At 63.9% G+C, this 13843-nt stretch carries 11 protein-coding genes; 4 read left to right on the top strand and 7 right to left on the bottom strand.

Features of this window, described 5'->3' with window-relative positions:
- Positions 1 to 10 precede the first annotated feature (10 nt).
- The gene (locus tag C4S68_RS16835) at positions 11 to 1039 is read left to right on the top strand and encodes an ABC transporter substrate-binding protein (protein ID WP_103934269.1); all 1029 of its coding nucleotides are present in this window, start codon (positions 11 to 13) and stop codon (positions 1037 to 1039) included.
- A 196-nt stretch (positions 1040 to 1235) separates the two neighbouring features.
- Positions 1236 to 2258, top strand: a complete 1023-nt coding sequence (gnd, locus tag C4S68_RS16830; protein WP_103934268.1) for a phosphogluconate dehydrogenase (NAD(+)-dependent, decarboxylating) — start codon at positions 1236 to 1238, stop codon at positions 2256 to 2258.
- A gap of 77 nt (positions 2259 to 2335) precedes the next feature.
- Here gnd and C4S68_RS16825 read toward each other — a convergent pair whose 3' ends face one another.
- The 4 genes from C4S68_RS16825 to C4S68_RS16810 form a co-directional block, all read right to left on the bottom strand.
- Positions 2336 to 3133 (bottom strand): DUF4097 family beta strand repeat-containing protein, encoded by a 798-nt coding sequence (locus C4S68_RS16825; RefSeq protein WP_103934267.1) that lies wholly within the window; start codon positions 3131 to 3133, stop codon positions 2336 to 2338.
- Between the two features lie 109 nt (positions 3134 to 3242).
- Complete coding sequence (locus C4S68_RS16820) at positions 3243 to 4103, bottom strand: TIGR03435 family protein (protein ID WP_103934266.1); 861 nt, start codon at positions 4101 to 4103, stop codon at positions 3243 to 3245.
- Between the two features lie 122 nt (positions 4104 to 4225).
- Positions 4226 to 5239 (bottom strand): DUF2971 domain-containing protein, encoded by a 1014-nt coding sequence (locus C4S68_RS16815; protein WP_103934265.1) that lies wholly within the window; start codon positions 5237 to 5239, stop codon positions 4226 to 4228.
- 93 nt (positions 5240 to 5332) lie between these two features.
- Complete coding sequence (locus tag C4S68_RS16810) at positions 5333 to 6298, bottom strand: type I phosphomannose isomerase catalytic subunit (protein WP_160115210.1); 966 nt, start codon at positions 6296 to 6298, stop codon at positions 5333 to 5335.
- 234 nt (positions 6299 to 6532) lie between these two features.
- On the opposite strand from C4S68_RS16810, the gene C4S68_RS16805 reads away from it, so the two are divergent.
- Entirely contained in the window at positions 6533 to 7957 is a 1425-nt protein-coding gene (locus C4S68_RS16805) for a sugar MFS transporter (protein WP_103934263.1), read from the top strand.
- A 61-nt stretch (positions 7958 to 8018) separates the two neighbouring features.
- Here C4S68_RS16805 and C4S68_RS16800 read toward each other — a convergent pair whose 3' ends face one another.
- The 3 genes from C4S68_RS16800 to C4S68_RS16790 all read right to left on the bottom strand — a co-directional run bounded on the left by C4S68_RS16800 (position 8019) and on the right by C4S68_RS16790 (position 11974).
- Entirely contained in the window at positions 8019 to 10919 is a 2901-nt protein-coding gene (locus C4S68_RS16800) for an IPT/TIG domain-containing protein (protein WP_160115209.1), read from the bottom strand.
- Entirely contained in the window at positions 10906 to 11661 is a 756-nt protein-coding gene (locus C4S68_RS23270) for a hypothetical protein (RefSeq protein WP_160115208.1), read from the bottom strand. Before C4S68_RS23270 ends, C4S68_RS16800 begins: the two co-directional genes overlap by 14 nt.
- 112 nt (positions 11662 to 11773) lie before the next feature.
- Positions 11774 to 11974 carry an allantoinase gene (locus tag C4S68_RS16790; RefSeq protein ID WP_103934260.1) on the bottom strand — a complete coding sequence of 67 codons (201 nt, stop codon included), beginning with the start codon at positions 11972 to 11974 and terminating at the stop codon, positions 11774 to 11776.
- A 129-nt stretch (positions 11975 to 12103) separates the two neighbouring features.
- On the opposite strand from C4S68_RS16790, the gene C4S68_RS16785 reads away from it, so the two are divergent.
- Positions 12104 to 13822 (top strand): VWA domain-containing protein, encoded by a 1719-nt coding sequence (locus C4S68_RS16785; protein WP_160115207.1) that lies wholly within the window; start codon positions 12104 to 12106, stop codon positions 13820 to 13822.
- Positions 13823 to 13843 lie beyond the last annotated feature (21 nt).

Raw genomic sequence — 13843 nt, 5'->3', positions numbered from 1 at the left:
GGCTGCATGCATGGTGCTGGCTGCAACGTTGGCGTTGAGGCGGAGGGTTGGCCGTCTCCGTTCGTCGTCCCTGATTCCTGCTGCGATGTGCGGCTTCCTGCTCGCGGTCTCGACGCCGCTGACGGGCTGCCAGAGCGAGCATCACGATGGCCTGACGGTGGTGAAGCTGCAGGCCGACTGGTATCCGCAGCCGGAGCATGGCGGCTTTTACACGGCGCTGAACAAGGGCTACTACAAGGCTGAGGGTCTGGACGTACAGATCCTGCCGAGCAGCCCGTTTGCGAACTCCGACGCGCTGGTGGCGCGGGGCGTCTCCCAGTTTGGCATGAACTCGTCCGATCACGTGCTGGAGGCGATCGCCAACGCGAACGAACCGCTGCTGGCGCTGGGCGCGACGATGCAGCACGATCCGCAGGGCATCATGGTGCACGCGGAGTCGCCGGTGCAGACGTGGAGCGACATCGACGGGCGCACGATTGCGGTGCGGCCGGGATCGACGTGGTGGGAGTTCATCGTCAAGAAGTTCCACCTGGACCACGTGCATGAAATTCCCGCGACGTACAGCGTGGCTGCGTTTCTGCATGACCCGAACTACATCCAACAGGGCTTCGTGACGTCCGAGCCGTACTTCGCGGAACGTGCTGGCGCGCACACGCGGATGCTGCTGAATCGCGATGCGGGGTTTGATCCCTACCGGGTGTTCTTCACCTCGCGCGAGTATGCGGCGGCGCATCCCGACATCGTGGCAAAGTTTACGCGGGCGTCGATCCGGGGATGGAAGGAGTACATGCAGGATCCCCGCGAGACGAATGCCCTGCTGCTGAAGCTGAATCCCGCGCTGAATGCGGACTGGGAGCAGTTCAGCTGGCGCAAGCTGCATGAGGGCAACTTCATCACAGGAGATCCGGCGAAGGGTGAAGCGGTGGGACAGTTTGATCCGGCGCGGTGGCAGCAGATGTACGAACAGCTGGTCGCGCTGCACATGATCAAGCGGCCGATCGATCCGAAGTCGGCGTATTCAACGGCGTTCAATCAATAGCTGCGAACCTGCGAGAAGATCGCCGGGCACGTCTCGGATACAGTCGGCCAAGTGTCAAGGACAAGATTCCTGCCGTCGACCTACACTTTCGGGCGGCGCAACTCAACACGATTGCGCTGCATGATGTTCAGAGAAATCGGCATCACGGCAGAGGTCTTTGCCGTCTAACCGGGTACAGCGGCATCAAGGAGATTTCATGCAACTTGCAATGGTAGGACTCGGCAGGATGGGCGCCAACATGGTCAAGCGTCTCGTGGCGCATGGTCACGAGTGCGTCGTATTCGACATGCATGCCCAGGCCGTTGAGGACCTGGCGAAGGTAGACGGTGTTACCGGGGCGTCGTCGATGCAGGACCTCGTCTCCAAGCTCACCACGCCACGCGCGATCTGGCTGATGATTCCGGCGGGCGTCGTCGAGAAGACACTCGCGGAGATCTCGCCGTTGCTGGCGCCGGGCGACATCCTGATCGACGGCGGCAACTCGTATTACATCGACGACATTGCACGCGCGAAGATGCTCGCGGAAAAGAGCATCGAGTACGTGGATGTGGGGACGAGCGGCGGTGTGTGGGGCCTGGAACGCGGGTACTGCATGATGATCGGCGGCAGCAAGGACGTCGTGCAGCACCTCGATCCCCTGTTCAAGACGATCGCTCCAGGACCGGGCACGATCGACCGCACGCCGGGCCGCAAGCCGGGTATTGGCACGGCGGAAGATGGGTATCTGCACTGCGGACCGAACGGCGCCGGCCACTTTACGAAGATGGTGCACAACGGCATCGAGTACGGCATGATGGCGGCGTATGCGGAAGGGCTGGCCGTGCTGAAGTCTGCGAACATCGGCAAGCATACGGACGAGATCGATGCTGAGACGACGCCGCTGCGCAACCCGGAGCACTACATGTACGACCTGGATCTTCCGGAGATCGCGGAGGTGTGGCGTCGGGGCAGCGTCATTGCATCGTGGCTGCTGGATCTCACGGCTGCTGCGCTGATTGAAGATCCCGAGCTCTCGAAGTTCAGCGGTCGCGTTTCAGACTCCGGTGAAGGACGCTGGACGATCAAGGCGGGCATCGACGAAGGCGTACCTACGCCCGTACTAACGACCGCACTGTACGACCGATTCAGCTCACGAGGCGACGCCGAGTTCTCGGACAAGCTGCTCTCGGCGATGCGGTTTGAGTTTGGCGGGCACCTGGAGAAGCCGGCGGCGAAGTAACCCCATTCGCAAGAGGCAACGGGCTCTGAGTTGAACTCAGAGCCCGTGCTTTGTCTGCGTGATTGTGCTGGCGCGAGCTATTGGATCTTCACGCCACCGTTGGTGGTCTCAAAGCTCAGCGTGGGGCCACCGTTGCCGAGGGTGGTGTCGAGCTGCTTGTGATGACGGCCAGCGGAGGTCGAGAGCCCGTTGACTGCGGAGATACCACCGTTGGTGGTGCTGGCGACCAGGTGTGCGGAGTAGGACGGCGGGACCGATACCGTGACGCCGCCGTTGGTCGTGATGGCAGAGAGGCCGGCGCCGTGCCAGGTGTTGCCATCCAGGCTGGCCTTGATGCTGCCGTTGGTGGTGGAGACGTGGACGTTGCCGGCGAGGTCGGCGAGCTGGACGCTGCCGTTCGTGGTCTCAGCGTTGATCTCGCCGTTGATGGCGGCCAGCGAGACGCTGCCGTTGACGGTCTCGAGCTTCGCCGCGAGGCGATGCGGCACGCGCAGACGATAGCTGACGGACCAGTTGCGTTCGCCGAAGGACTTTGGACCATTGGCCTGGATGGTGCCGCTGGTGGCGATGGTGACCTCGCGCAGGATCGATACGGCCTCGGCGTCGCTGCCGGCGCGGGCGGTAACGCGGGCCTCGAGCGCGATGTCCCTGCGGTCTTCGCCGGTTACTTCGATAGCGCCGTTGGTGCCGTGGACGTTGAGGCTTCCGTTGGCAAGCGGAAGTGTGGTGGAACGCACTTCGCAGGCGCTCTTGTTGCCACCGAACCAGTGGCTGCCTTCGTCGCTGTCCTTGCAGGGCTGCGTGGTGAAGTTCTGAGCCTGGAGGCTGGCGGCGGCGATGAGAAGGGTGCAAAGGGAAAGGACGTAGCGGCGCATAAGGCTCCTTGAGTTTCTCGCTCGATGGGAATACGCAGGCCGTGCGGATTCGGTTCCGAGGGCAAGGTGCGCTTGCGTTACTTCGCGGGATTCGGCCCTCTTTGTTGGCTTAGTTTTCGGTTGGCTTGATGATGTGGTCAACGACGAGGTTGGGCACGGTCTCATGCGTGGCTTCGAGCTTGAGGCCGAGCTGCTCCTGCACGGCGGTAAAGATCGAAGGCCAGCTGTCGGGATCGTTGGCGGACCATTCGCGGCCGAACTGCAGCGTGTAGTTGTACGCGCCGGTGAGGCCGGTCTTGTCGACGACGGGCGCTTCCACCATGGAGCTGAGGGAGCTGGTGATGGCGCGAAGGATGACGTTCTTCCCAACGAACTCCAGGCCATGCTGCGAACCATGCGCGGCCATGTCGACGGGCGGCGGAGGGGGCGGAGCTGAACCATCGGCCGGAGGAGGCGGAGCGGGCGAAGGCGTCATCTTGAGGCCACCCTTGGCCAGCACGAGGTTGTAGATCGCGGTGTTGCGGGTCTCGAGATGGGTCTTCAGTTCGAGGCGCTCGGCGAGCAGGACGCGAATCGCGTTGCGCTTTTCGAGGCGCACCTGGTTGTCGGTGAGCTTGGCGAGGCGGGCGTCGGCAGCTTCGTCGGAGCGGGCCTGGATGTTGTAGAAGGTATTGCCCACCCAGTCGGGAGCACCGACGACGGGAGCATCGTAGCCGTAGGCGATCTGCAGGAGGGCCTTGATGGGCAGGTTCTTCGCCTCGAAGCGGCTGGAGTGCGGCGGGCTGGAGACGGTGACGCGGAAGTTGGCGTCCGGCGGCGGAGCGAGGCGGATGGTGGCCACGTCGAAGGTGAGCGTGGGCGTGTAGCCGGGCTCTTCCAGCAACGGGACCTGCGCACAAAGCGTCACGCCGGACAAGAGAACGAGAACAGCCACGAACAGACTGAGGTGTCGCTGAAGGGTGCGGAACATGGGCGCAGGGCTCCTTGCGAAGATCATACGGGGAGTGAAGGCGCGCAGTTCCCTGGGGATTCGGAAAGGCGGCGGGGAAGGTTGGCGCCTAACGGTCGTGGCGAGAGGAGCGCTTGCCGGGATCAATCGCTCGCGCTGTTTGCTCTTTCCTGATCCTCTTTCGCTAGCGGCTCCGAGCGCAGGCAAAACGAGTCTCGGGCTAGGCTCATTTGATAAATAGGGATGCCCTTGCGCCTACAAATTTCAATGACGGCGGCACGTTTCGCCTCTAGCATTCGCGGGCCGAGATTGACAGCCTTGGGCTTTGGGACTCGCAACGCACCAGCCTGCCTTGCCAGATTCGCGGGGATAATAAGACGCCACTCCTTCTCGTAGCTCCATTCTGGAGACTTGTGGAGTGCTGCCAGAATCGGAAATAGCATATTGAACTTATCTCTGTCGCGGATCGCCGCCTGAAAGTACCTTGTGGCGTCGAAGAGCCGCTCAGAATATACGACCGGGAAAAGCATACGGACGAAGCCGTCACTCGGTGGCAAGTCTTGAACGCCGTATTCGATGCAGAATCCCCGATGCTGATCGGCGTAGTGCGACCACATGGTTATTGAATCTGGCTTCTCGCTGAATGAGCATATTTTCAGAGACTCTTTATGGCTCTCTGGTAGTTTTGAAGTGGCTAAGCGCTCCCACTTATCCATCTGCGCCGCTAACCACTGCCTGAAATGAGCTTGCTCTTCTTTGGAAAGTCCGTCTCTGAGCATAAACAGCTCTTGAAGAGCGAGGCCTGGGTTAGCGGATTCGAGTAGCTGCGATAACTTCTCTGGGTCAATCTGATCGGTCAGCTCGCTTTCAACGATGTTCTTGACGCCCTCCCTAATGACGCCTCTAAGCAACACATTCATCGCGATCGAGAGGCTGCTGTCGAAAGGATCGTTGTATGCCGTAGGGGAGCACACCCAGACGCAATCTCGTTCAAGATTCTGAAGTGAATATCCGTCGTCATCCACAGCGCGATATTTGAAGACGCTCTTCGGCCTATATTCGTACTTGAGGTTGATGGCTTCAGTCATTCGAGCCGAGTCTGCCTCTTCCGATGCGAGGCAATCGACCATTTTGGCGACCCAGTTTGCGCTTTCCATCTGCACGTCCCTTCGGGACCCAATCGTAACTGATGGTCGAGGGCGTACAAGAAGGGGTGCTCCCAACAAATCGCTTTCTCTGAACTAAAGGAGCTACGGCCTTCCGATGCGGATCACTTCAACCGCATTGCTCGCGGCGATGTCCCAGTGCCCGCTTCCAACCGGCAGAACCGCAGCGTGTCCTGGACGGAGAGCGATTGGGTTGGCCGTACCGATGCCGAGGGTCACCCCTTCTCCAAGTGCGACCAAGATCTGCAGGCCCGTGAAGCCTCCGAGGGAAACGCTTGCGTTCGGGTTAAGCTCGAAGCGGTCTACAAAGAAGTATTGCTCGCTTATCAAGCGAACGAATCCTTCCATGGGCTGCGGGGTGACGAGGCCGGCGCGGGTCTTCTGCTTGGTTGCGAGCAGGCCTTCTTCGATGTGCAGCTCGCGGGGACGGCCGTAGTCGAAGAGGCGGTAGGTGGTGTCGGAGTACTGCTGGGTTTCGAGGACGATGACGCCGGGCATGATGGCGTGGACCGTGCCGGCGTCGACGAAGACCATGTCTCCGGCCTTGACGGGGATGTGATCGACGAAGTCTTCGAGGGTGCCGTTCTCGATGGCGGCGCGGATCTCGTCGTTGGACATGGGCTGGGTGAGGCCGACGGCTACGGTGGCGCCGGGCTCCGCGCTGAGGATGTACCAGCACTCGGTCTTGCCGTTGGGCATGCCGAGCTGCTGGGCGCGGGCGTCGTCGGGATGCACCTGGACGCTGAGCTTTTCCCTGGGGAAGAGGACCTTGATCAGCAGGGGGAACTCGCCCATGGAGCCGCGAGCCAGCTCGGCGGGATGCGCAGCGACGAGGTCGCCGAAGTTGCTGCCCTGCAGGGCTCCGCCTTCGACGGCGCAGTCGGTGGCGGTGAGCCAGGCCTCGCCGATGGCCGGGCCGGTGGCGGCCGGGAACCAGGGGCCGAGGTCATGCACTCCCCAGACGCGTTCGGAGAAGATGGGCGCGAGCGGGATCGCTCCGAGGCTGAGGGCGGAGGCGGAAGAGGTGGGCGAGGTGGCGCTGGTCGACATAGGTTTGGAGGCCGGGCTACTGGCTTCGGCCCCTCCAGCATACGATGGCGCTCCAGACAGCCTGTAAGACATGGGGGTGATCCGGACTCACCGCGCGGCCTTTCTGGCTGCGAGGAAGTGGCTCAAAGGTATGGGTCGCCGGGGCGGCCAAGCCAGACGTGGCCGGAAGCAGGTACTCTGAATGGGAAAATCTGTAAGGTTGGGCGCGCCCGGTGCGCCGCCCGAGGAGTCCGCTTGGCCGTACCGCTAAAGAACATCAGTGCCCCTGGCTACTACGACGACGTCGTCCGTACTGACACGCGCGCCATGAGCGTGGCTACCGCCCTCTTCTTCATGGTGGGCTTCCTGACCTGCCTGAACGACATCATCATCCCGCACCTGAAGTCGATCTTCGAGCTGAGCTATGGCCAGGCGATGACGGTGCAGCTGGCGTTCTTCGGCTCCTACTTTCTGTTCAGCTATCCGGGCGGCATGCTGGTGGACCGCTACGGCTACAAGAAGACGATGGTGGTGGGCCTGTTCGTGATGGCGACGGGCGCGGCGGGGTTCATCCCGGCGGCGCATCTTGCGCTGTTCCCCGTGTTCCTTTCGGCGCTGATCGTTCTGGCCGCCGGCATGACAATCGTGCAGGTTGCGGTGAACCCGTACGTGACGGTGATTGGCCCGGCGGCGACCGCATCGAGCCGCCTGAACCTGGCGCAGGCCTTCAACTCGGTGGGCACGTTCATCGCGCCGTTCTTTGGCTCGCAGCTGATTCTTGCCGCGGCGCCGCCGACCGCGAGTCCCGCGGCGCTGAACTCGATGACCGACGTGGCGCGCCAAGCGTACCGCGCGGCGCAGGCCGGGACGGTGCAGATGCCGTACATCGGCATTGCGTTGACGCTGGTGCTGCTGGCGCTGGCGCTGGCGGCCATCAAGCTGAAGACGAAGACCGGCGTCAGCCAGCACACGCAGGACTTCCGGCCGGGAGCGTTCTCTGAGGCGCTCTCGCGGCCGGACAGCATCTGGCGTCATCCGTGGCTGCTGTTCGCCGCAGTGGGCATCTTCACCTACGTGGGCGCGGAGGTTGCGATCGGCAGCCTGCTGGTGAACTACATGGGCCTGCCGGACATCGCGGGCTTGAAGGAGTCGATCGCCGCGAACTTCCTGATGTGCTACTGGGGCGGTGCGATGCTGGGCCGGTTCGTTGGATCGGCGCTGCTGCAGAAGATCAAGACCGGCATGGTGCTTGGGCCGGGTGCGATCATCGCAGGCATCCTGGTGCTGATCAGCATGAACTCGCACTTCACGTCGGGGATCATTGCAACGTACCCCATGCACTTCCTGCACTGGCAGTGGACGATGTACATACCTCACTCGCTACCGATGTGGACGCTGCTGGCGGTGGGCTTCTGCAACTCGATCATGTTCCCGTCGATCTTCACGCTGGGCATCCAGGACCTGGGCCCGCTGACGAGCAAGGGTTCGAGCCTGCTGGTGGCTGCGATCCTGGGCGGCGCGATTATCCCGAAGCTGCAGGGCACCATCGCCGATCATATCGGCCTGCACCCGAGCTTCTTCATCCCGGTGATCTGCTACGTGTACATCGCGGCCTATGGTCTGGCTTCGATTGGACGTGCACCGGCGCACGACGGGCTGGTTCCGGTGGAGACGGCGTAGCGGCTTTGCAAGACAGCAAGAACGACGGCGCAGCGGATAGTCTTCCGCTGCGCCGTTCGGCTTAAGGGGTCTTGACCAGCGAGAGCGAGAGGAAGCCCTGGGCGCCGGTGATGACGGCGATGTGCACGACCTCGGGCTGGCCTGTCACTTCGAGCGGCGTGATCTGCACGTTGCCACTGGCGTCAGCGATGGCGGTTGTGCCGGACTTGCCGAGCAACGGTGCGGCGGGACATACGCCGGTTGCGGGGCATGGGCCTTCCCATGCGTTGACCTGTTGATTGATGGTCACCGTAGCTCCGGGCAGGGCGTGGCCCGAGCCGTCGGTGATGGTGACGATGACGGGAGCGAGGGTCGCGGTCTGAGGCACGCTTTGCCCGGCGCCGGAGGTCACGGCGGGGACCCAGAGCGAGCTGTCGATGGCAGTGACGGACCAGCTTGAGCAGACGAGGTTCCAGGCGCAGGCCTGCAGGCTGTAGGTGCCGGTCGCCGCCGAGGTGAGGGAGAACACGGCTGAGGCGTCTCCGAGAGTGTCAGCCAGGGCGCTGCCTGCGGAGAGCCGTGCACCGGAGGAAGCCGACCAGGTCATCGGCGCAGAGATGCCCGGGCCACCGTTGAGGGTTGCGGCGGTCGCGATGGTCCAGCTCGCCGAAGCTCCGGCAGCGAGGTACGCCGAAGGTTGCGCGATGGTGAGGGCGAGCGTAGGTGTCGTGTCGAGCAGGCTCAGCGTGACGCTGTTGCCGCCGCTGAGCTCCGTGGCGGTGATGGTGACGTTGCCGGGGATCTGCCCCGTGATGACGGTGGAAGCGTGGCCGCTGGCGTCCGTGGTGTAGGAGCAGGTTGCGCTGCCGCAGCCAAGCAGAGCGCTTCCCTGCGTGACGGAGACGGTGACGGTGGCGCCCACCGCCGGAGCCGAGCCACCGGCGGTGAGCGTCTGCACGGTGAAGGGCGTGGTGGAAGCGATGGCGGTATAGAGCGCGGACGGTGCACTTACGGTCTGGATGAGGTCTGGAGCGTTGCTGTAGCTGAGGGCTGCGGAGATGGTGGTGGATCCGCCGGTACCGGCGTCGTAGACTTCGACGCTCACGGGCGAACCTTGTGCGGCACCGATGGAGCTGAGGCTGGGAGCGATGGCCTGGATCTGTGTCGCCGTCGTAGCAGTGACGGTGGCAGCGACACCGTTCACGAGCACCCGATTGCCGGTGAGAAAGCCTGTGCCTGTGATGGTGATGAGACCTCCGCCGATGCCCACGACCGCAGGGGTGATGGAGGCGGCGTAGAGCACTCGAGCCTGATAGCCGAAGTCCGGACGCCCCCCGCCGAACTGATCTTCGACCACGACGCGGTAGCTGGCTGCGGAGGTGGAGGATGGCATGTGGAGCTGGGTCACGCCGGGAGCCATGGCATTCATGGCGAAGGTTGCGGAAGCAACCGTGGGAAGGCTGCCGTTGACGGGATCGGAGCTATTCCAGACCCCCAGGACAGGCTGCGCCTTGTAGAGGGTGGCGAGGCCGGATTCATCGAGGGCCTTCGTCTCGAGGGTCCACGTGCGACCGGGCTGGATCGTGACGCCAAACCACGACTGATGGCCGATGCCACAGAGCTGGCGGAGCCAGAGGCCGGTTGGGTCGGACGCGGCTGGGGCAATCTCCGTGCCGTCCGCTCCAGGGTTGCAGGTGGTTGCCGTGCTGGCCTGCGCGATGTTCAGCGTGAACCCATATCCAGGCCACACCGACCAGCCATAGGCGAGCCCAGGCGGGCCGGACATCGTGGGGACAGGCCGCTGGAAGTTTCCCAGCGCGTAGGCGCCGGTGTAGAGCGGATTGACCGGCTCGGCGACGAGGAAGAGGTCTGTGCCCAGGTTCGTAACCACACGACCGAGCTGGTAGTAGCCCTCGGCATAGGTGTCACCTCGGCCCGAGTTTGCTGCGCTGGATTCTCCGCCGGAGACCCGATTGCCGCCGGTTGCCTGGAAGAGGTAGCCGGAGACACCGGAGACCGCTTGCGACGTCTCCTCCACGGCGGCACCCGCGAGCCAGCGCTTCACCGTGATGTTGACCATCTCCATGCCGGTCCCGGTGGGAAAGGAGACGAGGCCGCCCATGATGTCACTGCCGTCGAGGGTGGCGATCTTGCCGGTCGCGCTGTTGGTCGTGGCCTGGGGGTAGAGCTCGGAGAGGGCGGAGATGTCATCCATGCGGAGCGCGAACGGGTTCTGCATGCACTGGTAGGTGTAGGAGCTGCACAGGACGTCGATGGGGTGCATGACGGGCCAGTAGGCCATGTCCGAGGCGGTCGGAGCGGGACTGCCAGTGAAGACGTTGTCGTCAAGCTGGGCCCACGCGAGGCCGAGGACGCGTCCGAAGGCCCGCATGACCTGGTATTGCATCTGGGTGATCTGCTGCGGTGCGGAGCCCACGCAGCGGCCGTTGAGGATGATGACCGCGTGCAGGATCTGGCCCGTCTGGCTGAAGCTGTCGTCGGTGCTGGTGACGCCGTTTTGGCGGCAACCGGCAGGGCTGCTGGCGCCTGCGCCCAGCAGCTGGTCGGTGACGCTCCCGTCGGTGTCGTAGACGATGGCGATGGGGATGTTGAGGTAGTTCGAGGCGCTGGCGTCGGCAGGAAAGATCATCTGCGTGCCGTTGAAGTAGGCATTGCTGCTGGAGATGTGCTCGGCCAGCTCGCCGCCCTGCGCGAGCGTGAGGCTGGTGTAGGGCACGTTCCAGACGGCAGCAGCGGCGGCGACGAGCGCGTCGGCCTGAGCGTGGGTCACGTTGGAGGCGAGGTTGCCGGAGTCCGTGTAGTAGTTCAGCTGCGGGGTGTAGAAGGGCATCGGGACGCCAGGGCCGATGCCGCTGAGGTTGGTGCCCGTGATGAAGCGTGGGCCTCCGGCATGGGCCTGTGGCGCAAGTAGTACGCCCGCAAGCAGGAGCGCGGCGGCTGGCAGAGAGCTAGCGCGGAGCATAGGCGATGGGCGCAATGCGGCTGGAGGGAGACGTCGCGACAGGATCGGGCTGGGGCGGCTGCGGCTTTGGAACCGATGGCTGGAGGCGGTGCACTCTGATGGGAGCGCCGGTACCGGGATCGGTGGAGACGATCGAGGGGATGGCCTCGACCGGCAAGGGACGGCGCACAGGTTCGGTCCAGACGGGCGCCTGCCAGCCCTGAACGAGGGAAGCCGCTTCGGTGAGCAGAACGGCGCTGACGCTGGCATCCGGCAGAGGATTGCCGACAGAGCGCTGCAACCGGGCGTCGAGGCGTCTCGTATCGAGAAGAGGTATCGCCTCCGCGCCCTGGGGGATGGCCGGCACTACGCCATCAGCACCGTCTACGGGAGAACTGAAGCCCGAGCCAGAGGCTGCGTGGAGGAAGAACATCGCACGCAGGCCGGGGTAGTAGCGCTGCTCACCATTCGGCCAGAGTCCGGCCCACTCGCGAAGGACAAAGGAACTGGGGGCGTCGCCGAGAATCTGCTGGTCGACGCGGAAGTGGACGAGGACAACCTCGCCGGTACGCTCGACTTGTGTGACCTGACCGACGAAGACGACACCGGCGCGGGAGGCGAGGCTGCGCAGAGCGGCGCCGAGTGTGGCGTCAGGCTGGGGGACGGCGGTTCCTTGCGCTTCAGCGCGGCGCATGAACGCGCTGGCCAACAACAGCACAACGAGTAGCGAGTGGATCGTGGAGGAATGAATCCTGAGGGACATTGCAGCTCTGCTCTCCCACGCGTTCTTTCGTCGTGGAAGAGCAGAGCTACAGTGGGATTCTCAAGCTGAGGCATGACGGGTGACGAGGATCACGCCAAATGGGGAAGGTTTGCTAGATCTCGGGGTAGAAGTCGAAGAAGGCTTCGACGGAGGTGCGGAGCTGCGACTCGATGCTCTCGCGGCTGCCTTCGAGGATGTGCATCGTGACCTGGGCTTCGTTTCCGTTCTTCAGCTTCAGCTGTGCGGCCTCGACGGCTTCAAGCTCGTCGGCGGGCAACAGACGCATTCCATATACAAGCACTAGATTTGCCATGACTTGATGCTACGCTCCTGCGTTCAAGATGCCGGAGACCGGCCGCACGGTGCACGGAAGGCTGCGACCCGGCATACAATCCAAGCACCGGCTCCTACCTCTCCGACCGCAAAGGCCTGCATGAGAAGCGTGCTCAGCATTCCTGCCATCTTTCTGTGGACGCTGTCGTTGGCGGCCCAATCCGGCAACCAGCCCGCGCCTCCGGTGGTGACGCTCCATGCCGCGGCGCGGCTGGTGGTGGTCGATGTGACGGTGACCGATGCTCACGGAAATCCCGTCCGGCATCTGCCGGAGTCGGCTTTCCACCTGGCGGAGGGGGGCCGTCCGCAGATCCTTGCGGGCATGGAGGAACACTCCGCTGCCTCCGACGCTGCGGCCGCAGCGAGGGCCGGGGCCGGGTTGCCGCCGCTGCAGCCGGGAGTCTTCACCAACCTCGTTCCCCCACCGCAGACCACACCGACGATCCTGCTGTTCGATGCGCTGAATACACCCGCTTCGAGCCAGGGCTGGGTGCGGCGGCAGGTGATGAACTACCTGCGCACCGCACCGCCGAACACTCGCATCGCTATCTTTGGCCTGAACTCGCAGCTGGTGCTGCTGCAGAACTTCACAACGGACATTGGCCGTCTGCGCGCGGCGATGGCAGGGGTGCATCCGCAGGGTGCGGGGCCTGGCGACCTGGACGTCGAAGCGCCCTCGGCGGCGGTCGCGCAGATTCATAGCCAGCTGATGGCCGACCAGCCACCCGTGGGGCCTGGGCAGGAAGGGTTTCTGGAGCAGGCGCTGAGCGACTTCGTGGACATCGACTACAACGTGAACGAAGCCCAGCGCGCCACGATCACTCTGCGAGCCTTCCACCAGATCGCGTTATTTCTGGCGGGAGTTCCCGGACGCAAGAATCTCATCTGGTTTTCTGGAGGTTTTCCGCTGAGCCTGATTCCTCCACGGACCCCGACGAACTACACCGGCGAGCCGACATGGAAACGGGAGTATCGCGAAACCATGGACCTGCTGGCGCGGGAGCGTATCGCGATCTATCCGGTGGATGCCCACGGCCTCGATGTCTCCGGCGCGAGCTCTTCGGAGCGGATGGAGTCGCAATCCGCGATGTACGAGATGGCCGACGACAGCGGAGGCAAGGCGTTCATGAACACGAACGGCGTGGCGCAGGCCGTCGCGCAGGTGGTGTCGTCGGGATCGGACTACTACACCCTGGCGTATGTGCCATCGGACAAGAACGCGCACGGCGAGTACCGCAAGATTCGTGTGGCGGTCGACGCGCCGACAGGCCTGCAGCTTTCCTATCGACGCGGGTACTATGCCGAGCCGGCGGTCAGCACGGCGATCGCGGCATCGGATGATGAAGGGCCGTCTCCGGTGAGGGCTGCGGCAGCGTATCTGGCGCCACCGGCGACGCAGATCCAGTTCTTCGCGCGGGTTCTGCCCTCTCTGGCCGGTGTGGTGCCCGTGGCCGATTCCACGCGGCGGCAGCTCGACCCCACCCACAACCGGCGGTATGGCATTGAGTATTCCGCGGACGTGCGCAGCCTCGATGTGGAGACGTTGCCCGATGGCCGCCGCCAGTCGCACCTGGAGTTTGTCTCGCTGGTGTATGACCCGCGGGGACGTGTGATCCGCTCTGACGTCAAGTCCCTGCACATGACGTGGACGCCCGAGCAGTGGGTCACGGCGGTGCAGCGCGGGGCGCGGTACCAGCAGGAGATCAGCCTGCCCGCGGAGGGTACCTCACTGCGCCTGATCATCCACGACCTCGAAAACGGGCACCTGGGATCGCTGGACGTCTCTGCCACCGGTCTCGAGCCAAATTCGGCCCGGCCGCCCAAGTAGAGGACTTCGGGGGAAGGACTG

Origin of the sequence: Bryocella elongata (assembly GCF_900108185.1) — a bacterium.
Taxonomy (GTDB): Bacteria; Acidobacteriota; Terriglobia; order Terriglobales; family Acidobacteriaceae; genus Granulicella; species Granulicella elongata.
Note: the sequence above shows the minus strand (reverse complement) of the source record. Positions and strands in the feature narration are given on the sequence as shown.

What these genes read in the sequence shown, in the direction of transcription:
- C4S68_RS23270 (WP_160115208.1), bottom strand. Translation starts at nt 11,661, where the DNA reads ATGTCCCTCAGGATTCATTCCTCCACGATCCACTCGCTACTCGTTGTG.
- C4S68_RS16835 (WP_103934269.1), top strand. Translation starts at nt 11, where the DNA reads ATGGTGCTGGCTGCAACGTTGGCGTTGAGGCGGAGGGTTGGCCGTCTC.
- C4S68_RS16800 (WP_160115209.1), bottom strand. Translation starts at nt 10,919, where the DNA reads ATGCTCCGCGCTAGCTCTCTGCCAGCCGCCGCGCTCCTGCTTGCGGGC.
- C4S68_RS16825 (WP_103934267.1), bottom strand. Translation starts at nt 3,133, where the DNA reads ATGCGCCGCTACGTCCTTTCCCTTTGCACCCTTCTCATCGCCGCCGCC.
- C4S68_RS16815 (WP_103934265.1), bottom strand. Translation starts at nt 5,239, where the DNA reads ATGGAAAGCGCAAACTGGGTCGCCAAAATGGTCGATTGCCTCGCATCG.
- C4S68_RS16820 (WP_103934266.1), bottom strand. Translation starts at nt 4,103, where the DNA reads ATGTTCCGCACCCTTCAGCGACACCTCAGTCTGTTCGTGGCTGTTCTC.
- gnd (WP_103934268.1), top strand. Translation starts at nt 1,236, where the DNA reads ATGCAACTTGCAATGGTAGGACTCGGCAGGATGGGCGCCAACATGGTC.
- C4S68_RS16810 (WP_160115210.1), bottom strand. Translation starts at nt 6,298, where the DNA reads ATGTCGACCAGCGCCACCTCGCCCACCTCTTCCGCCTCCGCCCTCAGC.
- C4S68_RS16790 (WP_103934260.1), bottom strand. Translation starts at nt 11,974, where the DNA reads ATGGCAAATCTAGTGCTTGTATATGGAATGCGTCTGTTGCCCGCCGAC.